22 protein-coding genes are annotated in these 23,152 nt (G+C 69.8%); 14 read left to right on the top strand and 8 right to left on the bottom strand.

Features of this window, described 5'->3' with window-relative positions; genetic code table 11:
* The first annotated feature begins 26 nt into the window (after positions 1-26).
* Together resB and ccsB are read left to right on the top strand one after the other, a co-directional pair.
* Entirely contained in the window at positions 27-1,811 is a 1,785-nt protein-coding gene (resB, locus tag ACLFA2_RS04390) for a cytochrome c biogenesis protein ResB (RefSeq protein ID WP_426622100.1), read from the top strand.
* Between the two features lie 4 nt (positions 1,812-1,815).
* Positions 1,816-2,790, top strand: coding sequence for a c-type cytochrome biogenesis protein CcsB (gene ccsB / locus ACLFA2_RS04385; RefSeq protein ID WP_021198980.1), 975 nt, complete (start codon positions 1,816-1,818; stop codon positions 2,788-2,790).
* A 120-nt stretch (positions 2,791-2,910) separates the two neighbouring features.
* Here ccsB and ACLFA2_RS04380 read toward each other — a convergent pair whose 3' ends face one another.
* The 3 genes from ACLFA2_RS04380 to ACLFA2_RS04370 form a co-directional block, all read right to left on the bottom strand.
* On the bottom strand, positions 2,911-3,501 hold the full coding sequence (locus tag ACLFA2_RS04380) for a 2'-5' RNA ligase family protein (RefSeq protein ID WP_426622099.1): 591 nt from the start codon (positions 3,499-3,501) through the stop codon (positions 2,911-2,913).
* A gap of 131 nt (positions 3,502-3,632) precedes the next feature.
* Positions 3,633-5,513 carry a YhgE/Pip family protein gene (locus ACLFA2_RS04375; protein WP_426622098.1) on the bottom strand — a complete coding sequence of 627 codons (1,881 nt, stop codon included), beginning with the start codon at positions 5,511-5,513 and terminating at the stop codon, positions 3,633-3,635.
* Entirely contained in the window at positions 5,510-8,311 is a 2,802-nt protein-coding gene (locus tag ACLFA2_RS04370; protein WP_426622097.1) for an efflux RND transporter permease subunit, read from the bottom strand. Before ACLFA2_RS04370 ends, ACLFA2_RS04375 begins: the two co-directional genes overlap by 4 nt.
* Before the next feature lie 131 nt (positions 8,312-8,442).
* On the opposite strand from ACLFA2_RS04370, the gene ACLFA2_RS04365 reads away from it, so the two are divergent.
* The gene (locus tag ACLFA2_RS04365) at positions 8,443-9,066 is read left to right on the top strand and encodes a TetR/AcrR family transcriptional regulator (RefSeq protein WP_426622096.1); all 624 of its coding nucleotides are present in this window, start codon (positions 8,443-8,445) and stop codon (positions 9,064-9,066) included.
* 42 nt (positions 9,067-9,108) lie between these two features.
* On the opposite strand, the gene ACLFA2_RS04360 is transcribed toward ACLFA2_RS04365, so the two are convergent.
* On the bottom strand, positions 9,109-10,092 hold the full coding sequence (locus ACLFA2_RS04360) for an o-succinylbenzoate synthase (protein ID WP_426622095.1): 984 nt from the start codon (positions 10,090-10,092) through the stop codon (positions 9,109-9,111).
* 40 nt (positions 10,093-10,132) lie between these two features.
* Complete coding sequence (locus tag ACLFA2_RS04355) at positions 10,133-11,152, bottom strand: GNAT family N-acetyltransferase (RefSeq protein WP_426622094.1); 1,020 nt, start codon at positions 11,150-11,152, stop codon at positions 10,133-10,135.
* A 119-nt stretch (positions 11,153-11,271) separates the two neighbouring features.
* On the opposite strand from ACLFA2_RS04355, the gene ACLFA2_RS04350 reads away from it, so the two are divergent.
* The 11 genes from ACLFA2_RS04350 to ACLFA2_RS04300 all read left to right on the top strand — a co-directional run bounded on the left by ACLFA2_RS04350 (position 11,272) and on the right by ACLFA2_RS04300 (position 21,038).
* A complete protein-coding gene (locus tag ACLFA2_RS04350) occupies positions 11,272-11,604 on the top strand; it encodes a PadR family transcriptional regulator (protein WP_029259789.1) in 333 nt (110 codons plus the stop codon).
* A gap of 1 nt (position 11,605) precedes the next feature.
* A complete protein-coding gene (locus ACLFA2_RS04345; protein ID WP_021198988.1) occupies positions 11,606-12,610 on the top strand; it encodes a permease prefix domain 1-containing protein in 1,005 nt (334 codons plus the stop codon).
* Positions 12,611-12,620: 10 nt separating this feature from the next.
* Positions 12,621-13,541 (top strand): 1,4-dihydroxy-2-naphthoyl-CoA synthase, encoded by a 921-nt coding sequence (locus ACLFA2_RS04340; protein WP_021198989.1) that lies wholly within the window; start codon positions 12,621-12,623, stop codon positions 13,539-13,541.
* Between the two features lie 28 nt (positions 13,542-13,569).
* The gene (locus ACLFA2_RS04335; RefSeq protein ID WP_347124950.1) at positions 13,570-14,724 is read left to right on the top strand and encodes an AMP-binding protein; all 1,155 of its coding nucleotides are present in this window, start codon (positions 13,570-13,572) and stop codon (positions 14,722-14,724) included.
* A 26-nt stretch (positions 14,725-14,750) separates the two neighbouring features.
* Positions 14,751-15,542 (top strand): class I SAM-dependent methyltransferase, encoded by a 792-nt coding sequence (locus ACLFA2_RS04330; protein ID WP_021198991.1) that lies wholly within the window; start codon positions 14,751-14,753, stop codon positions 15,540-15,542.
* A gap of 61 nt (positions 15,543-15,603) precedes the next feature.
* The gene (locus tag ACLFA2_RS04325; RefSeq protein WP_021198992.1) at positions 15,604-16,782 is read left to right on the top strand and encodes a sensor histidine kinase; all 1,179 of its coding nucleotides are present in this window, start codon (positions 15,604-15,606) and stop codon (positions 16,780-16,782) included.
* Positions 16,779-17,414, top strand: a complete 636-nt coding sequence (locus tag ACLFA2_RS04320; RefSeq protein WP_021198993.1) for a response regulator — start codon at positions 16,779-16,781, stop codon at positions 17,412-17,414. The genes ACLFA2_RS04325 and ACLFA2_RS04320 overlap by 4 nt, the downstream gene beginning before the upstream one ends.
* 103 nt (positions 17,415-17,517) lie before the next feature.
* Positions 17,518-18,279: an ABC transporter ATP-binding protein gene (locus ACLFA2_RS04315; protein ID WP_426622093.1), complete on the top strand. Its 762-nt coding sequence runs from the start codon at positions 17,518-17,520 to the stop codon at positions 18,277-18,279.
* Positions 18,276-19,736: an FtsX-like permease family protein gene (locus ACLFA2_RS04310; protein ID WP_426622092.1), complete on the top strand. Its 1,461-nt coding sequence runs from the start codon at positions 18,276-18,278 to the stop codon at positions 19,734-19,736. The genes ACLFA2_RS04315 and ACLFA2_RS04310 overlap by 4 nt, the downstream gene beginning before the upstream one ends.
* Before the next feature lie 18 nt (positions 19,737-19,754).
* On the top strand, positions 19,755-20,414 hold the full coding sequence (locus ACLFA2_RS04305) for a 2-phosphosulfolactate phosphatase (protein ID WP_021198996.1): 660 nt from the start codon (positions 19,755-19,757) through the stop codon (positions 20,412-20,414).
* Between the two features lie 138 nt (positions 20,415-20,552).
* A complete protein-coding gene (locus tag ACLFA2_RS04300; RefSeq protein ID WP_021198997.1) occupies positions 20,553-21,038 on the top strand; it encodes a DUF3054 domain-containing protein in 486 nt (161 codons plus the stop codon).
* A gap of 7 nt (positions 21,039-21,045) precedes the next feature.
* On the opposite strand, the gene ACLFA2_RS04295 is transcribed toward ACLFA2_RS04300, so the two are convergent.
* From ACLFA2_RS04295 to ACLFA2_RS04285, 3 genes are all read right to left on the bottom strand, one after another.
* Entirely contained in the window at positions 21,046-21,534 is a 489-nt protein-coding gene (locus tag ACLFA2_RS04295; protein ID WP_426622091.1) for a SprT-like domain-containing protein, read from the bottom strand.
* Between the two features lie 46 nt (positions 21,535-21,580).
* On the bottom strand, positions 21,581-22,108 hold the full coding sequence (locus ACLFA2_RS04290; RefSeq protein ID WP_021198999.1) for a hypothetical protein: 528 nt from the start codon (positions 22,106-22,108) through the stop codon (positions 21,581-21,583).
* Positions 22,109-22,265: 157 nt separating this feature from the next.
* The gene (locus ACLFA2_RS04285) at positions 22,266-23,126 is read right to left on the bottom strand and encodes a spermidine synthase (RefSeq protein ID WP_426622090.1); all 861 of its coding nucleotides are present in this window, start codon (positions 23,124-23,126) and stop codon (positions 22,266-22,268) included.
* Positions 23,127-23,152: the final 26 nt, after the last annotated feature.

Raw genomic sequence — 23,152 nt, 5'->3', positions numbered from 1 at the left:
ACAAGAACCCCCGCACTGAGAAGGCCATGACCAAGAACAAGGGTGCCGCGAACAGCGACTCCAGCGATCCGCTCCGCCCGTCCGACCACGTCGACGGCGACGACTCGATCACCCAGCCGCGGCTGGGGTTCGTCGGCTGGCTGCGCTGGGGTTGGCGTCAGCTGACCTCGATGCGCACGGCGCTCGTCCTGCTGCTCGTGCTCGCGATCGCCGCGATCCCGGGCTCGATCTTCCCGCAGCGGATGGCCGACCCGAACGGCGTCACGCAGTGGGAGCGCGACAACCCCGACCTCTTCCCGGTGCTCGACGGGCTGAAGCTGTTCGATGTGTACCTGTCGCCGTGGTTCTCGGCGATCTACCTGCTGCTGTTCGCCTCGCTCGTCGGGTGTGTGATCCCGCGCATCAAGCACCACGCCAAGGCACTGCGCGCGCGTCCGCCGCGCACTCCCGCCCGACTGCAGCGACTCGAGGACTACCGCGCCGTCACGCGCGATCCCGCTGTGGACTCCGGAACCAAGACGGGTGATGCGGAAGCGGAGGCGGCCGCGTCCATCGACGTCGCGACGAAACAGCTGAAGGCCCTCGGCTACCGGGTGGAGCGCTACGACCGCGGACGCACGTTCTCAGTCTCCGCCGAGCGCGGCTACTGGCGCGAGACCGGCAACCTGATCTTCCACCTCGCCCTCGTGGGCGTGCTCGTCACGGTCGGCATCGGCGGCGGTTTCTCGTACACCGGTCAGCGCGTGCTGGTGGAGGGGGAGACGTTCGCCAACACGCTCCTCGACTACGACTCGATGAACCGCGGTCGCTTCGTGGGTGACGATGCGTTCGCCCCGTACTCGATGCGCCTCGACTCGTTCGATGTGACGTATCAGCCGTTCGGCGAGCCCGGCTCCGGACAGGCCGGCGACTTCTCCGCCAACGTCACGGTGCAGGAGAACGGGGAGGAGCGCACGGGGTCCGTCAAGGTCAACGAGCCGCTCGGGGTGGCCGACGACGACGTCTTCCTGCTCGGCAACGGCTACGCGCCGACCGTGACCGTGCGCGACCCCGAAGGCAACGTGGTGTTCACGAACAGCACCCCGTTCCTCCCGCAGGACAACAACATGACCTCGCTGGGCGTGCTCAAGGTGCCGGACGGGCTGGCCGAGCAGGTCGGCCTGGTCGGATTCTTCTACCCGACGACGGGTGTGCTCGAGAGCGGCGCGTTCTTCTCCGCGTACGGCGACCTCACGAACCCGACGCTCACGCTCGACGTGTACACGGGCGACCTCGGCATCAACGAGGGCGTGCCGCGCTCGGTCTACGTGCTCGACACCACCGGGATGACAAAGCTCACCGGCCGCACCACCGACGTGAAGTCGATCGAGCTCGCCCCCGGACAGACCGCGCAGCTGCCCAACGGCCTCGGCTCGGTGACCTTCGAGGACGAGTCGCCGGCGGGCGCGACGGATGCCTCTGAGTCGGTGAAGCGTTTCGCCTCGCTGCAGATCCACCGCGACGAGTCCGGAGTGTGGGTGCTCGGCTTCGCGCTGCTCGCCCTCGGCGGCCTCATGATCGCGCTGTTCGTTCCGCGCCGACGCGTGTGGGTCAAGGCCACGGCGCACGATGGCGAGATCGCCCTCGAGTACGCGGCCCTCGCGCGAGGGGAAGACCCGACGCTCGCGGCAGCCGTGGAAGACCTCGTCGCCGGTCACGCCCGACTGCTCGATGCGGCCGGGGGCACCACGGCGCGCCCACCGATCGATGATCCCGCGGACGAGTCCGCCGAGCCGGAAGCCCCGGCAACCGACACCCGGAAAGTAGACTGACACCATGCTCGAGCTCAACGTGATCTCGCCGGTCCTGCTCTGGACGGCGATCGCGATCTACGCGGCGGCCTTCGTGGCGTACGCCTTCGATCTCGCGCGGCGCTCGCAGGCGACGGCCGATGCGCAGAACGTGCGCGAGTCGGTGCTCGTAGGGGCCGGTGGCGGCAGCATCACCGCATCCACCGGCGCTCCCGTGGCAGACGCCGCTCCGCAGCGATACGTGATGGCCCGGATCGGCACCTCCCTGACCGTGCTCGGTTTCCTCTTCCACCTCGCCGCCGCGGTCACCCGTGGCATCGCGGCAGGCCGGGTGCCGTGGGCCAACCTGTACGAGTTCGCGATGATGGGCACGCTGCTCATCATCGCGGTGTACCTCGTCGTGCTCACTCGCATCGACCTGCGCTTCCTCGGTACCTTCATCACCGGCCTCGTCGTGGTGCTGCTCGGCCTCGGTGCGACGAACTTCTACGTCGATGTCTCGCCGCTGATGGACCCGCTGAAGAGCGTGTGGCTCGTCATCCATGTGTTCGTGGCCTCGGTCGCGACGGCATTCTTCGCCCTCGCATTCGCCCTGTCGGTGATCCAGCTGATGCAGTCGCGACGTGAGCGACTTCTCGGCGAAGGCGCGAAGAAGACCGGGCCCGGCTTCCTCCGTACCTTCCCGAACGCCGTGCGCCTGGAGAGCCTGGCGTACATGTTCACCATCATCGGCTTCATCCTCTGGACCTTCACGCTCATCGCGGGGTCCATCTGGGCCTACTACGCCTGGAGCCGCTTCTGGGGCTTCGACGTCAAGGAGACCTGGACCTTCGTGATCTGGGTCATCTACGCCGGATACATCCACGCCCGTGCGACGCGCGGCTGGCGCGGCAACCCCTCGGCCTGGCTGGCGATCGTCGGGTTCTCCGCTGTGATCTTCAACTTCACGATCGTGAACGTCTTCTTCAAGGGCCTGCACGCCTACTCCGGCCTGAGCTGAGCCTGCCTCCGGCTGCGAAAACGGAGACCTCCCGGCTTCGTCCCGGCGCGTCTGAACAAGACACGCTGGGCGGGGTGCGGGAGGTCTCTGTTTTGGCCGAGGGGCGAGCTGGGCCGAGGATCAGCCGCCGAGAGGGAGGACCTCAGCGTGCTCGATGCCGTCTTCGTACCAGACCAGCTCTGCTTCGGCGATGACCTCGGTGGGCGCGGATGAGAGCGGGCGGACCTCGGCTTTCGCGAATCGCGACCAGTCGGCCGCGTCGAGAGTCTTGCCGTAGAGCACCGACAGGTGGAACGTCCAGTCGGCCAGCGGGAGTTCGCCGAGGCGGCGGTAGTCCGTGGCGTCCAGCGCGGCAGTCAGGGTCGAGTACGCCGAGACGAGCGAGGCACTCCGGGCGAGGCGCACGATCAGGATCTGCCAGGGCAGGGGGAACTCGTCGACGGCCTCGGCGCTCACCTCGATCGGTTCTTCCCGTGCCGCCCAGGTGCGGATCAGCGCGGCGAGTTCCTCGCGCCGCTCGGGCTCAAAGAACCCCCGGAGCGTGACGTGTCCGGCGTGGGGACGCCGCGCCGGGATGCCGAGGCGATCGAGCGCGGTCTCCTGGATCTCCCGATAGACCTCGGCGACCGCACCCGAGGGCCGGAGCACGAGGTACTGCTGCCCCTCGAGGCTCGCGAGTTGGTCGGGGGTGTCCATGAACGGTCGACGCATGTCAGGATCCTAGGTCGCGGGCGACGCATGCCGAAACGGAGACGGTCACTGGCGCGGCCCGGCGCGTCATGCGTCGACGCGCCGGGCCGGGCACTGGTGGTCTCCGTTTTGGCAGGGAGGTGCGGACGACGTCAGGCCGTGGCGAGGACCGCCTTGGCCGAGGTCGTGCGTCGCAGCGTCACGGCGAGCGTCGTGGCCACGAGCGACAGCACGCCCCAGACCACGAGTGCCGCGACCGCGGAACCGCTCGGCGTGATCAGACCCGCGAAGGCCGGAGCCGTCGGGAGGGCGGCTCCGATGCCAGCCAGCCAGTCCGGCACGGTCGAGATCAGGCCGGTCGCGACCGCGAGCACTCCGACGAGGGCGGAGATCCAGCGTCCGACGCCCCCGAACAGGGCGACGAGGGCCTGGTTCACGGCGGCGAACACCACACCGGCGAGCACGGCCGTGCCCGCGAACGCCCACCAGGTGCCGGCGTCATAGCTCGCCACGATCTGCACGATCAGCGACACCAGGAGGCCCTGAGCCGCGCCGATCAGCGCGGCCGGGGCGAAGGCCCGCAGCGCGAGAGTAGCGGATGACCGGCGCGAGGTGAGGGTGCGAGCGGTGTGCGCGCGCATCACCACGAACGACGCGAGACCGCCGAACCAGAGCACGACCGCCGCGAGCAGCGGGATCGCCGTCGGGCCGAAGATGGTGTTCATCGACGAGTTCGACGACACCGGGTCGGCGATCACCGAGGCGAGCGACTTCGACTCGGTGTCGCTGAACGAGGGCAGGGAATCGGATGCCGTGCGCAGCCCGCCTGCGAGGTCACCTGTGCCGGTCGCCAGGGTGTCGAGCCCGGTGGTCAGTTCGGTGGCTCCGTCGGCGAGGGCGGTCGCTCCGCCGGAGAGCTGGGTCGCGCCGGAGGCGAGGCCGCGGGCGCCGGTGGCCGACGCTCCGATGCCCTGGTCGGCGAGCTGGGTGAGGCCGGACGACAGCTGTGTGGCGCCGGCGCCGGCCTGGGCCATCTGGGGGGCGATGGCTCCGGGGAGCGCTGAGAGCTGCCGAACACCGGCATCGGTCTTCGCTGCCCCCGTTGCCAAGGCAGTCAACTGGTCGCAGTATGCCGCGGTCATGACCAGAGGATCGCAGTTGTCCGCAAGCGCTTTGATCCCTGCCGCGAGCTGCGTGGTGCCATCCGCGAGTGCGAGCGCACCAGGCGCTTGCTTCTGCAACTCCACCGCACCGGCCGTCAGCCCCGATCCGATCGCACCCGCGCCGGCCGCAGCCTCGCGCGTCTTGCCCGCGATCGTGTCGAGCCCGGAGGCGAGCGACGATGCCCCCGTCCCGAGCTCACCCGCACCGGAGGCCAGCTTCGTGGCGCCTTCGGGGATCGCTGCCGCTCCGGTGGCGGCATCGCGCGCGCCGTTCGCGAGCTTCACGGCGCCGTCTGCCGCCTCGCCGATCTGGTCGCCGATCGTGGTGAAGCCGACGAGGATGTTCTCGGTCGTCGCCTCGGAGAGCATCGTGCCCATGGTCGAGGCGGCGACGTCCGCGATCTGCCCGGTGATGAGGTCGTCGGCGACGAGTCCGTCCTCCGGGGTCGTGACGGTGATGGTGGCCTGCTCGGCCTTTCCTCCGCCGTCGGAGATCGCGGTGCCGGCGGAGGTGGCGGCGGACGAGAAGTCCTCGGGGATGGTGATGACGGCCTGGTAGGAGCCGTCGGCGAGACCGTCGGCGGCGTCGTCCTTGTTCGAGATCACCCACGTGAGGTTCGAATCGAGGTCGTCCGACCCCTCCACGAGACCCGAAGCCAGCTGGCGTCCGAGGGGAGTCATCTGACCGTCGATGGTCACCGGCTCGTCGAGGTTGACGATGGCCGCGGTCATCGAGTCCAGGCGTTCGGTCGGGTTCTGCAGCGCCGCGACGAGGATGCCGCCCACCGCAGCCGGCAGCAGCAGCACGCCGAGGATGGTCAGCCAGGTGATGGGCTTGCGGGAGCGCGCGCGCTCGATGGGGAGGGTCATGCGGTCACCTCGGTGGAGTCTGCGGTACTCCGGCGAGGAGCACGCGTGTCGAGAGTCTGGGGGTCGGGCCATCCGGCCTCGGCGAGGACGGCCCGTGCCGAGTCGGCATCGGAGGCGGTGGCGAACACCGCGAGCGTGCGGGAGGCCGCGGCATCGCGCAGCATGGCCGTTGCCTGGTCACGCTGGCCACCTCTCAGGCGGTCGAGTCCGTCGATCACGACGACCTGCGACTTCCCACGGAGCGCTTCGGAGAGGACGCCGAGTGCGGCATCCGCGTCGTCGACCAGCACGCAGCCGACGTGCGCGCGCACCCAGGCCGCACGACCGGGGAGCAGGTGTCCTGCGACGCGGAGCTTCCCGTCCGTCGGCACGAGGCGTCCGGCGACGGTGAGGGCCAGGGCCCGACGAGTCCGCAGATCGCCGCCCGTCGCGATGACCGCACCGCCCTCGGCGATGCGCATCGACAGGCCCTCGACGAGCGGCGCATCTGCGCTGATCTCGAGGTCGTCGGCCGCGACGACCGATCCGTCGCCGGGCCAGGCGGCCAGGTGGCGTTCGCGTTCGACCGCCTCGCCTTCGACGTCGACGCGGGGGAGGATCTTCTCCAGCCAGCGCGGGAGCTCCCAGGCACGCTCGCCCAGGATCGCCATGAGGGCGGGGATCAGCGTCATGCGCACCAGGAAGGCGTCGAATGCGATACCGGCGGCGAGGCCGAGTGCGATCGGTTTGAGCGACGAGTCGCCCTCGGGGACGAACGCGACGAAGACCGCGAACATGATGAGCCCGGCCGCGGTGACGACCTTCGCCGAGCCGGTGAAGCCGCTGCGCACGGCCCGGAGCGCGGCGGCCCGCCGGGTGGCACGGTTCGGGCTCGTCGCGTCCTTGTCATGCACGAAGTCCTCGCGCATGCGGGAGACCAGGAACACCTGGTAGTCCATCGCGAGACCGAACAGCACGCCCATCAGGATGATCGGCATGAAGCTGATGATCGGCCCGACCTTGGCGACGTGCAGCAGATCGGCGAACCAGCCCCACTCGAACACCGCGCCCACCACGCCGAAGGCGGCGACGATCGACAGCAGGTAGCCGACGGCGGCAGTGATCGGCACCCAGAGCGAGCGGAACACGATGGTCAGCAGGATCAGCGAGAGGCCGATCACGAAGATGCCGAACGGCAGGAGCGCGTTCCCGAGCTGGTCGGAGATGTCGATGCCGACGGCCGTGAACCCGGTGACCTTGAGGTCGATGCCGAACTCGTCGAGCCATTCGTCGTGATGGCTGCGCAGCTCGCGCACGAGATCGGCGGTCGCCGGGTCGTCGGGGGCGGTCTCCGGGATGATCTGCACGATACCGGTGTCGGCCGTCTCGTTCGGCGTCGCGAGGGCGACCTCCTTGACGCCGGGGACCTTCGCCACGGCGTCGCCGAGATCTTCCATCAGGGTGAGCGGATCGGTGGAGGTGACGATCGTGCCGGTGAGGATCAGTGGACCGTTGAAGCCGGGGCCGAACTGCTCCCCGACGAGGTCGTAGTTCTGGCGGGCCTCGGAGTCCTTCGGGAGCACACCGGCATTCGGCAGCGCGAGGTCGAGGCTCAGCGCGGGAACGGCCACGATCCCGAGTCCCAGGACGACGGCGAGAGAAACCAGCACGGGGTGCTTCATGACGCCGCCGACCCAGCGGGCGCTGCCCTTCACCGGGGCGACGACGTCCTTCGGCTCCTCCGACGCGTCGGAGGCGGTGCTCTTCTTCGCCCTCGACGCCTTGACCTTCTTCGGGCGGCCGACGACCCTGCCCTTCATGAAGCCGAGCAGAGCCGGGGTGAGGGTCACGGCGATCGCCACGGCGACGGCGACCGCGGCGGAGGCGGCGATGCCCATCGTGGTCAGGAACGGGATACCCGCGAAGCCGAGGCCGATCAGCGCGATGAGCACCGTGACGCCCGCGAACACGACAGCGGAGCCTGCGGTTCCTACGGCGCGCGAGGCGGACTCCTCCGGGTCCACGCCCGCGCGCACCTGATCCTGATGTCGAGCCATGATGAACAGTGCGTAGTCGATGCCGACCGCGAGCCCGAGCATGAGCGCCAGCAGCGGGGTGGTCGAGGAGACGGTCGCGAACGCGGTCGCGGTGAAGATGCCGGCCATCGAGATGCCGACGCCGAGGATCGCGGTGAGCAGGGGGAGGCCCGCCACCACGAATGAGCGGAACGTGACGATCAGCACGAGCAGGGCGATGAGCAGTCCGACCGCTTCGGTGAGGGTGACGCCGGGGATGGAGATCGCGAAGAGGTCGCCGCCGAGGGAGGTCTGCGAGCCCGCGGGGAGCTCGGCGTCGAGGTCGCTCACGACCGAACGCAGCGCATCCTTCGTCTCGTCCGAGACGTCGGTGGACTCGCCGTCGAACTGCACGCGCACGATGGCGGCGGTGTCGTCGTCGTTGATCATGCCCTTGACCATCTCGTCGTACGGCGAGGTGGCCGCGAGAACACCGTCGAGGTCGCTCAGCTCGTCGACCGCGCCCTCGATGTCGTCCCGGTACTCGTCATCCGTGATCTTGTCGCCGGCGGCCGCGACCACGATGAACTGCGCGTTCGTGCCGCTCACCTGCGGGAACGAGCGGGAGAGCTGCTCGAGCCCCGCCTGCGACTCCGTACCGGGGATGGAGAACGTGTTGTCGGTTCCCGCGCCCAGCACGAGGGCTCCGGCGCCGGCGATGCCGAGCGCGAGCAGCCAGGACACGAGGACCCGCCACGGGTGCCGGAAGGACCAGCGTCCGAGCGAGGACAGGAGTGTGGACACGCGTTCCTCCGAGGGGTGCGGGGTGGATACACAGGTGTATCCAATACATAGATGTATCGTAAGGTGACCCGCCCGGCCAAGCCTGTGTGCGGGGTGTGAATCATGCGAGAGTGAAGGGTCAGGAGGTTTCGATGTCGACACCCGCAACCCGCAGCCGCGAGAACACGCGAGCCCGCCTGCTCGAGGCGGCGGCGCAGGTCTTCGCCGAAGTCGGGCTCGATGGAGCGTCGGTGGAGGCCGTCTGCGAGCGTGCCGGGTTCACCCGCGGTGCGTTCTACTCGAACTTCGAGTCCAAGGACGAGCTGTTCCTCATGCTCGCCGCCAGCGTCTCCGAGGTGCGCGTGAACGCGGTGCGCACCCGCGTCGAGGAGCTGACGGCCGCCGGTGCCCTGGTCGAGGGGTGCGATCCGATCGACCTCGTGCAGCAGATCATGGAGCTCGGCGGAGACGACCGTCTCGGTGTCATGCTGCTCAGCGAGATCCGTATCCGTGCACTGCGCGACGCGAGGTTCGGCGAGGCCTACCTCGCGCAGGAGCGCGAGATGGTCTCGAGCATCGCGCAGATCGTCGACGACATCGTCACCGCGGGCCTGCTGCGCCTTCGACTGCCGGCCGAGACGGCTGCCCGCATGCTCATGATCATCTGGGAGGGCATGACCGTGCGCGGCGCCATGGCGGGCCAGGATGACGCCCAGCTGCGGCACTCCGGTGGCGAAGAGCTCGGTCGTCTGGTGCAGCTGCTCATCGAGCAGTAGTCCGCAAGTTCGCCGGGGTGGAGGTGGAGGGGTCCACCCCGCTCAGTGCGCGCTGTTCGAGAGCTCGTAGTGGCAGCGGGCGAGTCGGGCGAACCACCACTCGCGACGCTCGTCCGAGGCGGCGAGACGGTTGAGGGACTCGGCATCGGGCGTCACGCGGCCGACCGGGATCGTGCCGTCGACGGGACGCAGGTCCGCCACGTCGTCGAGGAAGAGCGACGCCGTGCCGAGCCCGCAGTCGTAGTCGAGCGACAGGAGCGCGGCAGCGAGCGCGGCCCCCTGTGACAGGCCGACCGCCGTGTCCAGGGCACTGGAGACCACGACGGGCAACCCCGCGGCGGTGACGATCTGCAGGGCGTGGGTGATGCCGCCCAGCGGCTGGGCCTTGATCACGAGCAGATCCGCGGCGCCGGCACGTGCGACCGCGAGCGGGTCGGTCGACTTGCGCACGCTCTCGTCGGCCGCCACCGGGATGCCCATGTACTTCACGCGCCGGCGCAGTTCCGCCAGCTCCGGCACCGTCGCGCACGGCTGTTCCACGTACTCCAGGTCATATTCGCCGAGCGCGTGCACCGCGTGCTCGGCCTCGTCGACGTTCCACGCGCCGTTCGCGTCGACGCGGACGCGTCCCTCCGGCCCCATGACCTCCCGCACGGCGCGCACTCGCGCCACGTCGTCGGCCAGAGTCTGGCCCGGTTCGGCGGCCTTGACCTTGGCCGTGCGGCATCCGGGGAACCGTGCCAGCAGCTCGGACACGCGCTCCGGATCGATCGCCGGCACCGTGGCGTTCACGCCGACTCGGTCGCGCAGCGGCTCCGGCTGCGCACGCCACGCATAGTCGATCGCGGCGGCGAGCCACGTCGCCGCCTCCGCATCCTCGTACTCCACGAACGGGGAGAACTCCGCCCACCCTTCCGGCCCCTCGAAGAGCAGGGCCTCCCGCACGTCCACGCCACGGAAGCGGCTGTGCATCGGGAGGGCGACGACCCTGGCCGAGTCGAGCAGGTCTGCGAGTGGCGGGATCATGTGCCCATTCTGTCCCCGCGGAGTCTCTGAGCGCCGCACGTCAGGCCAGGTGTTTCTGCAACTCGCCCATCCGCTCGGTGGGGGCGAACCCGAGCAGGGTGTTGACGGCGAGCATGTGGGCGTTCGACTCGGCGTTGTAGGTATAGACCGCCCGTGCCTGCGGCGCCGCGTGCTGCAGCAGGCGGAGATTGGCGATTTTCACCGCGGTGCCGAGGCGGTGGCCGCGATCCGAGCGACGTACGAGTGTTCCCCACTGGTAGGCGTTGCCGTCGTCCCCCGACACGACCAGCTGGGTGTAGGCGACCGCCTCGCCCTGTGGGTCGAGGGCGATCGTGCCGATCGACAGACGGTTCTGCCGGATGAGGAGGTCCTCGTGCTCGCGGATGCTCTCCACATCGGGCTTCGCGGGTTCGATGTCGAGATCGCCGCTGGGCGCTTCGGTGTCGATCGAGGCATCGAGGATCGCCCAGCCTTCGACGACATCATCCGGTACCGGCCCGACCCAGCTGCGGATCGTGTAGCCCTGGATCGCGGCGGCGATGTCGGCGTCGATGCCGTCGAGCACTGTCGGCGCGACAGGAAGTGCGAGCCTGTTCTGCACATCGCCGAGCGCGAGCGCGTAGCCGTGTCGACGAGCGAACTCCCGGCCAGGGTCGCCGGAACCGTCGGAGCCGAGCTCGTACCGCCACGAGGTGTCGCCCTGCGCGGTGGTGCGTCCGGCGGCCGCGGCTTCGCTTTCGAGGAACGCGAGGGCGGCGGACCCGACTCCGCGCCGTCGGCGCGCGAGGGGCACATCGATGTCGACGTAGGCGACGTGCGTGTTGTCCTTCAGTGGGAGGGTGAGGCCCGCGGCACCCACGACGAGGCCGTCGTCGTGCAGCAGGAAGGCGCGCCGCTCGTTGACCCGTGACTCCTGCTGCAGCTCGCTGCGGGTCTCCTCCCGGGACCAGACGGGGATGTCGTCCCCGCGGTCTGCGCGCTCGGCGGACGCATAGGCGTCCCACCAGGCATCCACCGCAGCGGCGTCGAACGGGTCGATGCGCGTGATCTCGAGCGTCATGTCTCCACGGTACTTTCCCGCCTCGACACTTTCCCGTCTCGATGCTCTCTCGTCTCGCCTTGGATCGCGCATAAATGTGTGATTGACAATGGTGTGTGACGCACAGTAATGTGATCGTCATGAACGAGACGCTCGACACACACCTGCAGGAACTGCGGCGCGGCACCGTGGTGCTCGCCTGCCTGCAGCTGCTGCGCACGCCGGGGTACGGCTATTCGCTGCTCGAGCAGCTCGAGCAGCGCGGCTTCGCTACCGACGCGAACACCCTCTATCCGCTGCTCCGCCGCCTGGAGAAGCAGGAGTACCTCACGAGCGAGTGGAACACCGACGAGGCGCGGCCCCGCAAGTTCTACCGCACCTCCGACGCCGGCATCCGCCTCGCCGACACCCTCACCGACGAATGGCGATCACTCACCACCGCGATCGCGTCCCTCACCGCAGAGGAGAACTGACATGACCACGACGTTCACACTCACCGAGCGCTACATCAGCGCGACGATCCGCAGTCTGCGCCCCGACGCCCAAGCCGACGTCCGCGCTGAGCTCGAGGCCTCCATCGCCGACGCGATCGAGGCCAGGGTCGAGCAGGGGGAGGCACCGGAGTCGGCAGAGCGCGCAGTGCTCACCGAACTCGGCGACCCGGGAATCCTGGCCGCAGGCTACGCGGATCGCCCGCTCTACCTCATCGGGCCGCGCTTCTACTTGACCTGGTGGCGGCTGCTCAAGCTGCTGCTGATGATCGTTCCCGTCTGCGTTCTGGGCGGCGTCGCGCTGGGACAGACCATCTCCAACGCCCCCGTCGGGGAGATCATCTCGACCTCGATCCTCGCGACCGGTGGTGCGATCCTGCACATCTGCTTCTGGACCACGCTCGTGTTCGTCATCCTCGAGCGCTCGAACAGCACGACCGCGATCGAGAAGTGGGATCTGGATCAGCTGCCGGAGCCGACAGAGAAGGGAGTGGGGCGGAGTGAGCTGATCGCCTCGCTCGTCTTCCTCGGCATCGCGATCGGTGCTCTCCTCTGGGATCGCTTCCGTGGTTTCGTCCACGTCGACGGCGGGGCGTTGCCGATCTTGAATCCGCAGTTGTGGCCGTGGGGGATCGGCGTCCTGTTACTGCTCATCGTCGCGGAGGCGGTGTTCGCCGTCGTCCTCTACCGCAGGGGACGCTGGAGCACCGGACTGGCCGTGGTGAACACGGTGCTCGCCGTCGCGTTCCTCGCCTGGGTTCTCGTGCTGCTGCTGACCGGTGACCTGGTGAATCCGGAGTTCCTCGCGCAGATCACCGCAGCAGGCGGGGAGGAGTTCGCGTCAGGGCAGGCGGAGTCGGCCGACGAAGGCGGGGTGTTCCGCATCCTCGCCGTCCTGTTGGGGTTCGGCATCGCGGTGGGCGTCGGTTGGGACATCGTCGACGGCTGGATGAAGACCTGGCGGGCGCGGCGTGGGCGCGAGGAATAGGCTGGATGCCGTGACCACCGCCTTCGTCTCCGATCTGTTCGACCCGGCCGAATGGGTGCTCGCGCCCGGGGCGGAGGACTACACCGACATCACCGCTCACGTCTCGCGAGACGGCGGTGTCGCACGCATCGCGTTCAACCGGCCGGAGGTGCGCAACGCCTTCCGTCCGCACACCGTCGACGAGCTCTATCGCGCACTCGACATCGCCCGGCAGGATGCGCGCATCGGCGCGGTGCTGCTCACGGGAAACGGACCGAGCCCGAAGGACGGCGGCTGGGCGTTCTGCTCCGGCGGCGACCAGCGCATCCGCGGTCGTGACGGGTACAAGTACTCCGACGCGGAGACGGCGATCGTCGACGGGGCGAGCCGCGCAGCGGTCGGCCGGCTGCACATCCTCGAAGTGCAGCGCCTCATCCGCTTCATGCCCAAGGTCGTCATCGCGGTGGTGCCGGGATGGGCTGCCGGTGGCGGACATTCCCTGCACGTGGTGTGCGATCTCACCATCGCCTCGGCCGAAGAGGCGCGCTTCAAGCAGACCGATGCGGATGTCGGCAGCTTCGACGCCGGCTACGGCTCGGCGTACATGGCCCGTCAGACCGGTCAGAAGTTCGCCCGTGAGGTGTTCTTCCTCGCCGAGGAGTACTCGGCGCAGCGTGCCTACGAGATGGGCGCCGTGAACCGGGTGGTGCCGCATGCCGAGCTCGAGCGCGAGGCGCTGAAGATGGCGCGCACCGTACTCACGAAATCTCCCACGGCGATCCGCATGTTGAAGTTCGCCTTCAACGCGGTCGACGACGGATTGGTCGGCCAGCAGGTCTTCGCGGGGGAGGCCACCCGCCTCGCCTACGGCACCGACGAAGCCGTCGAGGGCCGCGACTCGTTCCTCGAGAAGCGCGACCCGGACTGGTCGTCCTTCCCCTGGCACTACTGACCAGGGCAGCCCAGAGTCGGAGACGCGCATGACCGCCCTGATCCCCACGGATGCCGAAGATCCGGTTCGCCTGCGAGAGGCCCTGCAGCGCGCGCTCGACGGCGGTCCGGCGCTGGGGCTCGGGATGCTGACCGGCGCCCCGGAGGACGTGGCGGACGGCCTCGCCGCCGTGATCGCGACCTCGGGGTCGAGTGGGGTGCCGAAGCGGGTCGCGCTCAGCGGGGAGGCCCTGCGGGCGAGCGCCGAGGCCACGGCCGCGCGGATCGGGAGCGGTCGCTGGCTGCTCGCCCTTCCCGCCGGCTACGTGGCGGGACTGCAGGTGCTGGTCCGCTCGATCCTCGCGGACACGCAGCCCGCGCGGATCGAGGGCCGCTTCTCGCCGACATCGTTCGCCGAGGCGACCCTCGAGATGCTGCGGCCATCGCCAGGGGCCGGGGTCCCGGAGCTGTTCACGTCGCTCGTCCCGGCGCAGGTCGCGACTCTGCTCGACGCCGCGGACGACACCGCCGTCCGTGCCGCATTGACGGCCTACCGGGCGATCCTGGTGGGCGGGCAATCGCTCCCCGAACCGTTGCGCGAGCGTGCCGCCGATCTGGGGGTGCGTCTGGTGCGCACCTACGGTTCGACCGAGACCAGCGGCGGCTGCGTCTACGACGGCGTTCCTCTCGACACGGTCGGCGTGCGCACGGTCGACGGCGAGCTGCGTATCGCGGGCCCCATGCTCGCCGAGGGATACCTCGGTGACGGATCGCTGACCGCGCGTACGTTCGTGCGCGACGAGCACGGCATCCGCTGGTACCGGACCGGGGATCTCGGTCTCGTCGAAGACGGTGTCGTCCGGGTGCACGGCCGTGCCGACAACGTGATCGTGTCCGGAGGGATCAACATCTCGCTCGATCGTGTCGAGCGGGTCGTCCGCCGGATCGCGGGGCTGCACGAGGCGGTGGTGGTCGGCGTGGAGGACGAGCGCTGGGGCGAGGCGTCCGTGATCGTCGCGGCCCGGGGCGAGGTGCTGCGTCGCAGCGAGTCGGAGCAGCTCGCGCAGGCGCGCGACGCGGTCGAGAACGAACTCGGCAAGCATGCCCGACCGGCTCGTCTGATCATGGTGGACGAGATCGAGGTGCTGTCCTCCGGCAAACCCGACCGCGAGGCCATCCGCCGCATGGTCGCGCGACTGCGCTGAGGGCGGGCTCTGCCAGACTGAACCGCATGGCCTCGTACACGCATGGACACCACGAATCCGTCCTCCGCTCGCACAACGTGCGCGACATCGCGAACTCGGCCGCGTACCTCCGCCCCCACCTCACGTCCACGACCCGCCTTCTCGATGTCGGCGCGGGCCCCGGCAGCATCACGGTCGACTTCGCCGGCATCGTCGCGCACGTGACCGCGACCGAGATCGACGAGGATGCGCTGTCGCTCTCCCAGGGACTCGCGGCCGACCGGGGCCTGACGAACCTCGACTTCTCGGTCGAGGACGTGCACGCACTGGGCTTCGCCGACGACTCCTTCGACGTCGTGCACGCACATCAGGTGCTGCAGCACGTCGGCGACCCGGTGCAGGCATTTCGGGAGATGCGCCGCGTCACTGTTCCCGGCGGGATCGTCGCCGCGCGCGATGCCGACTACGCGGGCTTCCTCTGGTTCCCCGTGCTGCCCGAGCTCGACCGCTGGCTGGCGCTGTACCGTGCGGCCGCACGAGCCAACGGCGGCGAGCCGGATGCCGGTCGCCGTCTGCTGTCCTGGGCGCGGGCCGCAGGCTTCACCGATATCACCGCGACGGCCTCCACCTGGTGCTACGCGTCACCCGCCGAGCGCGCCTGGTGGGGTGGGATGTGGGCCGACCGCATCCTCGAATCCGCCCTCGCGCGGCAGCTCGTCGACAGCGACATGGCCACGCGCGCCGATCTGCAGGAGATCAGCGATGCGTGGAGGCGCTGGGCCGACGACGGCGACGGCTGGTATCTGGTGCCGCACGGCGAGATCCTCGCCCGCGCCTGACGGACGCGGATACATCCCACGACGGATGCCGGCGCGAGGGCCCCTCGCGTAGCGTGGGGGAGTGATCCGCCCGCTCTCTCGTACGGCGCTGACCCTCGACATCGTCGGGGCGGCGCTGCTCTTCCTCGTGCTCGTGCCGATGTCGCTGGTGTTCTACGGGCCCGGAACGGGGAACACCGCGATCGGGGGAGCAGCGGTCGCTGGCATCGTCATCGCGAGCGTCCTGATGTCGGGCGGCGTCGCCATCGGCCGGCTCGCCCCCGGGTGGGCGCTCGTTGCCGCATGGGCCGGCGCCGTGCTGCAGATGCTCTCCGGGTTCGGACCGTTGCCGATCGACATCGCGATCCTGCTCGTGCTGTACGCCACCTCCGCCTGGGGCACACGCCGCGTGCTCTGGTGGGGATTCGGTTCGGCGCTGTTCGGCGGCCTGGTCGCTGCCGTGTTCATGGTCATCGTCAACGGCGTCGCCTTCGGCACGGGCAGCGGGTGGGAGAAGGTCAGCGCGGGCACACTGCTGCTCGTCGTCTCCGTCATGGCGCTCGGGTTCGCCTGGGTGTGCGGGCTGCTGTGGCGCGTCGTCCTGCGCGCTCGCCGCACCCGGTCGGCCCAGCTGCAGGCGGAGTCGCTCGCCGCGGAGGAGCAGGAGCGGGTGCGGATCGCGCGCGACATGCACGATGTGGTCGCCCACTCGCTCGCGGTGGTGATCGCGCAGGCCGACGGGGCCAGGTACGCGGCTGCGGTGAAGCCCGAACTCGCGACCGAGGCGCTCGGCACCATCGCCCAGACGGCGCGTGGCGCCTTGAGCGACGTGCGGATGCTGCTCACACAGCTGCGGCACCGGCAGGGCGACGGCCCGCAGCCCACGCTCGCCGACCTCGAAGCGCTGTTCTCGCAGGTGCGGCAGGCCGGAATCGAACCGCGGGTCACCGTCGACCCGATGCCGCCGGGGGAGCCGCCGGCGGCCATCCAGCTCGCGGTCTACCGCATCCTGCAGGAAGCGCTCACGAACGCGATCCGGCATGGGGACGGCGCGGTCGACGTGCACCTCGCCTGGCTCGCGGACCGCGTCGACGTCGATGTGCGCAACACCGTCACGGGGGAAGCGACGGTGTCTCCCGGCGGGCACGGTGTCATCGGCATGCGCGAGCGTGCGCAGCTCGTCGGCGGTAGTCTGCAAGCCGAGCGCCGAGGGGCACAGTTCGTCGTCCACGCCACGCTCCCGATCGGAGTCTCCGAATGATCAGAGTCGTGCTCGTCGACGACCAGGCGCTCTTCCGTGCCGGGATCCGCATGCTCGTCGCCTCCCAGCCCGACCTCGAAGTCGTCGGAGAAGCCGGCGACGGCAAGGAGGCGCTCGAGGTCGTCCGCACGACCCGGCCCGACGTGGTGCTGATGGACATCCGGATGCCGGTCATGGACGGGCTCACGGCGACCGCCGAGATCCTGGCACGCCCGGAACCGCCGCGCGTCGTCATGCTCACGACGTTCGACCTCGACGAAGCGGCGGCACGGGCCATCCGGCAGGGCGCGAGCGGCTTCCTCCTCAAGGATGCCGATCCGGAGTTCCTGCTCGCCGCGATCCGCACGGTGCACTCGGGCTCGAGCGTGATCGCCGCCGCCGCGACACGCGACCTGTTCGAGCACTTCGCCGAAGCACCCAAGCCCGTGCCGCCGCAGTACGCCGACCTCACGGACCGCGAGCGGGAGATCTTCGCGCTCGCCGCCCGGGGGCTCTCGAACGCCGAGATCGCCGGCCGGGAGTACCTGAGCGAGGCGACCGTGAAGACCCACATCAGCCGCATCCTCAGCAAGCTCGCGCTGCGCGACCGCGTACAGCTGGTGGTCTTCGCGTTCGAGCACGGCCTCGCCTGAACGCCGTTCCGCGGGCGGAGTCCGCGGATCATCCTTGCGATGTATGCGGAAGGGTCCCAGGGAGCGATGACCGGCGAGGTACCGCGGAAATAGCGTCGGATGCATGGAGATCACGACCACCGACCTGGGGCTCGCCGCCCGCGTCCAGCACCTGAAGAAGACCTACGGCTCCGGTGAGGGCACCGTCCATGCGCTGGACGACGTCAGCGTCGGCATCCGCCGCGGGCAGTTCACCGCCATCATGGGGCCATCGGGCTCCGGCAAGTCCACCCTGATGCACATCATGGCGGGGCTCGACAGCCCCACCGAGGGACGGGCGTGGATCGGTGACACCGAGATCACGGGGCTCGGAGACATCGACCTCACGATTCTGCGTCGTCGCCGGGTCGGCTTCATCTTCCAGGCCTTCAACCTCGTGCCGACGCTCGACGCTCTCGGCAACATCATGCTGCCGTTCGAGCTCGACGGTCGTCGGGCGAGTGCGATCGAGCGTGCGCGGATCGACGGGCTGATCGAGACCCTCGGACTCGGCTCGCGTCTCTCTCACCGTCCGCACCAGCTGTCCGGCGGCCAGCAGCAGCGTGTGGCGATCGCCCGAGCCCTGGCCACCGCGCCGGACCTGGTCTTCGCGGACGAGCCCACCGGAAACCTCGATTCGAAGACCGGACGCGAGGTCCTGCGCCTGCTCGCGACGGCGAGCCGCGAGCACGGCCAGTCGATCGCCATGGTCACGCACGACGCGATCGCCGCGAGTCATGCCGACCGCGTGCTCTACCTCGGTGACGGGCGCATCGTCGCCGACCACCCGCGTCAGACCGCAGAAGAGATCTCGGCCTACATGCTCGCCGCCGAGGTGGCAGCGTGACCGCCGTCGCCACGGTCGTCCCCGAGACCCGCGCGACCGGTCCTCGACTGGCCTGGCTGCGAGACCGGGGGATGGGCGCGAGCGTCCTGGTCGCCGCGCTGTCCGCCGCGTTCGGAGTGCTCCTGGTCGAGATCACGGCCTACATCGGCGCCGTGCTGCAGGCCGATCCCTTCATCGGCGACAGCGGGACGCTCGCCTTCGTCGTCGCACTGCTGTCGGTACTGCTGACGGTCGTCGCGATGTACGTCGCCGCGATCGTCACCGCGAACACCTTCTCGACGATCATCGCCGGACGCACCCGTCAGATCGCGCTCATGCGTCTGATCGGGGCGACCGCGCGCTCGCAGCGGGCTCAGGTCGGGAAGCAGGGGCTCGTCGTCGGGCTTCTCGGCGCGGCGGTCGGCATGCTCGCGGGTCTCGTGCTCGCGGTCGTCGGGGTGCAGGTCGGCGGGCAGCTGATCGCCAACGCCCCGACCGACTTCTCCCTCGCGCAGCCGTTCGTGGCGCTGCCGGCGATCGGCGTCGCCCTCACGACCTGGGCGGCGGCATGGGCGGGTTCCCGCCGTGTGCTGTCGGTCACGCCTCTGCAGGCGCTCGGCGGGTCTGTCGAGCGCACGCACGATGATGTCTCCGGCACGCCGGGTCGGCACATCGGCGCCTGGGTGCTGCTCGTCGCCGGTGCCGCGCTCCTCGTGGGCGGGGTGCTGATCGGTCTCGTCACGCCGCTCGGGGTCGTCGTCGCCTTCTTCGGCGGTGTGCTCTCCTTCACGGGGCTCGCGCTCGGATCCGTGCTGTTCATGCCGCCGGTGCTGCGCCTGGTGGGGCGGATGTTCGGATCGAGCGCGACGGCTCGTCTCGCGGCCGAGAATGCGCTGCGCTACCCGGAACGCTCGTCGAGGATGGCGATCGGCGTGGTCATGGGCGTGACCTTGGTGACGATGTTCGCCGTGGCCCTCGAGTCGGCCAAGCGGCTGATGATGAGCCAGACCACCGGAGAGGTTCCTGCGGCGTTCTTCGCCCCGATGGACGCCTTTGCGGCGGTGATGATGGTGCTGGTCGCCGTCTCGGCCGTGATCGCGGCGGTCGGGCTCGTAAACCTGCTCACTATCGGCGTGGTGCAGCGTCGTCGCGAACTGGGGCTGCTGCGCTCGATCGGGCTGTCCAATCGCCAGGTGCGACGGATGGTGCTGCTGGAGGCGACCCACATCACGGTCGCCGCGACGCTGACGGGACTCGTCCTGGGCGTGGCATACGGCTGGATAGCCGCGCAGTCGCTGCTCGGATCGGTGCCGACCCTGCCGGACTTCGTTCCCGCGGGACTCATCGCTCCGCAGATCCCGTGGATCCCCGTCGCCATCATCGTCGTCGCGACGGCGGTGCTGACGCTGGTGGCGGCGGCGACGCCCACCCGACTGGCGACCAGGGTGGCCCCGGTCGAGGCGCTCGCGGCGGACTGACGCCTCTAGGCTTGTCGGATGCCGTCGCCGTTCGATCAGTCCACCTATCAGGTCCGCCTCGACTGGGGCACCGCGGGTCTCGCCCGCCTCGCCGATGCCGACGTCGTCGTGGTCGTCGATGTGCTGCGGTTCTCCTCCACGGTCATCGATGCCACGGCGTCCGGCTCTGCGGTCGCGCTCGCGGAGGCGGAGGGGTGGTCGCGGAACGGGGCGGCCGTCGTCGCTGCGGCTCCCTCCGAGGCGACGGTGCTCGTCGGCGGCATCCGCAACGCGGCGGCCGTCGCACGGGCCGTGCAGACCATCCAGGAGCGACGGCAGGCACGCACCTCTGTCGCGGTGATCGCGGCCGGCGAGCTGGATGAGGCGGGTGCGCTGCGGTTCGCCGTCGAGGATCAGCTCGGGGCCGGTGCGATCGTCTCGGCGCTCTCGGATCGGGGTATCGATCACACGGCTCCGGACGCCGCGGTCGCCGCCGAGGGCTTCCACGCCCTGCGCGGCGCGGTGCGGCACATGATCGGTGCGAGCGGATCCGGCCGTGAGCTCGCCGCCGGCGTCGTCGCGACCGCCCGCATCGAAGCATCGGGTCTGATTCCGACCTCCGTGGCGGATGCCGCCGTCCTCGATGCGGTCGACGTCGTCCCGGTGCTCCACGAGGGATCGTTCGTCCGCTTCGACTGATGCGCATGCCCACCCCGTTCGGAGGATTTCTCCCCGACGGGCGGACGCGCGGCCGCAGGACATCCTCCCGACACGGAGATCTCCGCCGGTCACCGCGGGGCAGGCGCCGACACGGCCGCGGGCACGTAGGGTCGTGGCATGAGGTACCTTCCCGCTGTCGTCGTCGATGTCGTGCTCGTGCTGATCTTCGCCGCGATCGGTCGCGCGTCCCACGATGAGAACCCTGCGGGGTTCCTGCTCACGGCATGGCCGTTCCTGATCGCTCTGCTCGTGGGCCATCTCCTCGCCGCGCTGCTGCCCGGCCGACCCCGTCGTCCCTGGTCGCTGCCATGGGGCGCAGTGGTGTGGGTCGTCACGGTCGCGGGTGGGATGCTCATCCGTGTGCTCAGCGGCGACACGGCGGAGCTGCCGTTCATCATCGTGGCGACGCTCGTGCTCGGGGCGTTCCTGGTCGGCTGGCGCGCGATCGCAGCCCTGCTGCGTCGTCGGCGCAGCGCTGCCGATGTGACCGTGGAATCCGGCGCGGCGGTCGATTCCGGCGCAGTGGTCGATTCCGGCGCGGCCGTCGAACCCGGCGCAGCACTGACGACCGATGCGGAGAGCCGCGACGAGCCGAAGGGCTGAGCCGCGGTCAGCGCGGCATCTGCGCGGCGAGGCGCACGTCGGTCGAGATCTCCCGTCGGGTCCAGGCGAAGAGATGACGGGAGTCGAATGTGCGCGAGCACCGGGCGCACGATGTCGGTCTCGTCGGGCGGCGGTGCCGGTAGGTGACGTGACCTGCGGGGCAGCTGCCCACCCAGGGGGCGAGCTCCACGGCCGTCTCACCGTGGTGGGTCGTTCCCCCGACGTAGCCGAGATCACGGGCGACGCGCTTCCACGCGGGACCATGCGCAGCGGCGTGACCGGCGAGGGCGTGCGCGACCTCATGCAGCAGCACCTGATGGATGTCGTCGTCTTCGAAGCGTGCGGCGAGATAGCGGGACACGGTGATGCGCTTCTTCGTGTAGTCGCACTGCCCGGCCCGCCGCTTGGCGTTGTCGAAGCCGAACGACCAGCTGTCGTCGAGGTGCAGCTTGATCAGTGCTTCGCCCCAGACGCGCACACGGTCGAGTTCCGCCATGCGATCAGGCTAAGCCATGCCGCCGACATCGCGGTGGCACGAAGACTCAGCCCGCGATGAGCTGCGGCGGGCGGCGCCGCTCGACAGCCTCGATGGCCAGGAGCGCTGTCTCGAGCTCGCGGTCTTCCGCACCCGACTCACGCCGGAGGAACAACGACTGCTTGAAGCTCTCCCTGGCGGTCTCGTAGTCGCCTGCGTCGTAGGCGTTCTTGCCGTGGTGCTGGTACGCGAACGCGGCGATCGACAGCCAGCGCTGCCCCTCCGCCTCGGTCGCGCAGGTCGAGAGCTCCTGTTCGGCTGCGGCGTGCGCGCCCCGATACTGCAGGATCGTGGCGTGCAGCACGCGGGCGCGCAGAACGTCCTTCCGGGTGCCGGCCATGCGCGCCTGACGCACCGTCTCATCGGCCAGCGCGAGCGCCTCGTCGAGGCGGTCGAGCACTTTCAGCAGCCACACGCGCTCCAGCAGAGCGGGCAGACTGCGCTGCGAATCGATCTCCGCGAGTCGTGCCTCGCACTCATCGAGATCGACCTTCTCGCGGAGGGTGTCCTGGTCGTATCCCCGGATCAAACTCATTGCTCTCCTTCCGCAGCGTCCCCCACCAGTCTGCCTTCCGGTGACGGGGTCGTCGGGGCGGCGCGCCCTGGTCTCCGCATCCTCTCTGCGACACACGGCGCCCCGGCGCTGCTGTCACCGATCGTGCCTCTCCTCGGACGCCGGAGACGCTCGTGGCTCAGCGCAGGAAGAGCGAGGCGTCGGGTCGCGGGGAGGCGATGGCGTCGGCGTCGGTCACGATCCGCGCCCCGTGGAGGAAGGCGTCCGCCTCGGCGCCCTGCGCGATCTTCGCGGGGTGGGGACCGGCGGCCAGGATGCGCGGCAGCCATTCCGTCGGCAGGGGAGCGGCCGAGGCCGCGACGACGAGGTTGCCAAACCGCCGGCCCTTGAGCACCTGTGTGTCGGCGAGGATGCCGATCTCGGGGAGCACGTCTGCGATGGTCGCGGCCTGTCGGCGGGCGAAGGCGAGACCGGGGCCGTCGGCGACGTTGACGAGGAGCACGCCGCCGTGCGCGAGCAGCTCCGCGAGCTCACGGTAGAACTCGACGCTGGTGAGGTGGGCGGGCGTCTGGGCTCCGGAGTACACGTCGGAGACGACGAGGTCGCAGCTGGCCTGCAGTCCGCTCGGCAGCTTCGCCACGCCTTCGCGGGCATCGCCGATCCTGATCCGGATCGGCGCGCCCTTCGGCAGGGGAAGGTGCTCCCGCACCAGCTGAGCCAGCGGGGCCTCGAGCTCGATCACCTGCTGGCGCGAACCGGGACGCGTGCTCTCGATATAGCGCGGGATCGTCAGGGCGCCGGCTCCGAGGTGCACGGCGGTCAGCGGGCCGGGCGGCAGCTGGTCGATCACCGCCCCCATGCGCACGATGTACTCGAAGTGCAGGTGCGTCGGGTCGTCCAGATCGACGTGCGACTGCGGCGTGCCGTCGACGATCAGCTCGAAGCCGCTCGTGAACTCCGACGGGATGATGCTGGCGACGCCGCCGTGATCCAACCGGACCTGGGGATGCTCGGTGTCGCGCGATCTCGTCCGGCCCATGGGCACGAGCCTACGCGCTGGCGATG

The sequence above is a fragment of the Microbacterium sp. As-52 genome (assembly GCF_049949185.1).
Taxonomy (GTDB): Bacteria; Actinomycetota; Actinomycetes; order Actinomycetales; family Microbacteriaceae; genus Microbacterium; species Microbacterium maritypicum_A.
Note: the sequence above shows the minus strand (reverse complement) of the source record. Positions and strands in the feature narration are given on the sequence as shown.

Bases quoted from the DNA above. Each gene is read 5' to 3' on its own strand.
- resB (WP_426622100.1), top strand. From the start codon at position 27: ATGACCAAGAACAAGGGTGCCGCGAACAGCGACTCCAGCGATCCGCTC.
- ccsB (WP_021198980.1), top strand. From the start codon at position 1,816: ATGCTCGAGCTCAACGTGATCTCGCCGGTCCTGCTCTGGACGGCGATC.
- ACLFA2_RS04380 (WP_426622099.1), bottom strand. From the start codon at position 3,501: ATGCGTCGACCGTTCATGGACACCCCCGACCAACTCGCGAGCCTCGAG.
- ACLFA2_RS04375 (WP_426622098.1), bottom strand. From the start codon at position 5,513: ATGACCCTCCCCATCGAGCGCGCGCGCTCCCGCAAGCCCATCACCTGG.
- ACLFA2_RS04365 (WP_426622096.1), top strand. From the start codon at position 8,443: ATGTCGACACCCGCAACCCGCAGCCGCGAGAACACGCGAGCCCGCCTG.
- ACLFA2_RS04360 (WP_426622095.1), bottom strand. From the start codon at position 10,092: ATGATCCCGCCACTCGCAGACCTGCTCGACTCGGCCAGGGTCGTCGCC.
- ACLFA2_RS04355 (WP_426622094.1), bottom strand. From the start codon at position 11,152: ATGACGCTCGAGATCACGCGCATCGACCCGTTCGACGCCGCTGCGGTG.
- ACLFA2_RS04350 (WP_029259789.1), top strand. From the start codon at position 11,272: ATGAACGAGACGCTCGACACACACCTGCAGGAACTGCGGCGCGGCACC.
- ACLFA2_RS04345 (WP_021198988.1), top strand. From the start codon at position 11,606: ATGACCACGACGTTCACACTCACCGAGCGCTACATCAGCGCGACGATC.
- ACLFA2_RS04335 (WP_347124950.1), top strand. From the start codon at position 13,570: ATGACCGCCCTGATCCCCACGGATGCCGAAGATCCGGTTCGCCTGCGA.
- ACLFA2_RS04330 (WP_021198991.1), top strand. From the start codon at position 14,751: ATGGCCTCGTACACGCATGGACACCACGAATCCGTCCTCCGCTCGCAC.
- ACLFA2_RS04320 (WP_021198993.1), top strand. From the start codon at position 16,779: ATGATCAGAGTCGTGCTCGTCGACGACCAGGCGCTCTTCCGTGCCGGG.
- ACLFA2_RS04315 (WP_426622093.1), top strand. From the start codon at position 17,518: ATGGAGATCACGACCACCGACCTGGGGCTCGCCGCCCGCGTCCAGCAC.
- ACLFA2_RS04305 (WP_021198996.1), top strand. From the start codon at position 19,755: ATGCCGTCGCCGTTCGATCAGTCCACCTATCAGGTCCGCCTCGACTGG.
- ACLFA2_RS04300 (WP_021198997.1), top strand. From the start codon at position 20,553: ATGAGGTACCTTCCCGCTGTCGTCGTCGATGTCGTGCTCGTGCTGATC.
- ACLFA2_RS04295 (WP_426622091.1), bottom strand. From the start codon at position 21,534: ATGGCGGAACTCGACCGTGTGCGCGTCTGGGGCGAAGCACTGATCAAG.
- ACLFA2_RS04290 (WP_021198999.1), bottom strand. From the start codon at position 22,108: ATGAGTTTGATCCGGGGATACGACCAGGACACCCTCCGCGAGAAGGTC.
- ACLFA2_RS04285 (WP_426622090.1), bottom strand. From the start codon at position 23,126: ATGGGCCGGACGAGATCGCGCGACACCGAGCATCCCCAGGTCCGGTTG.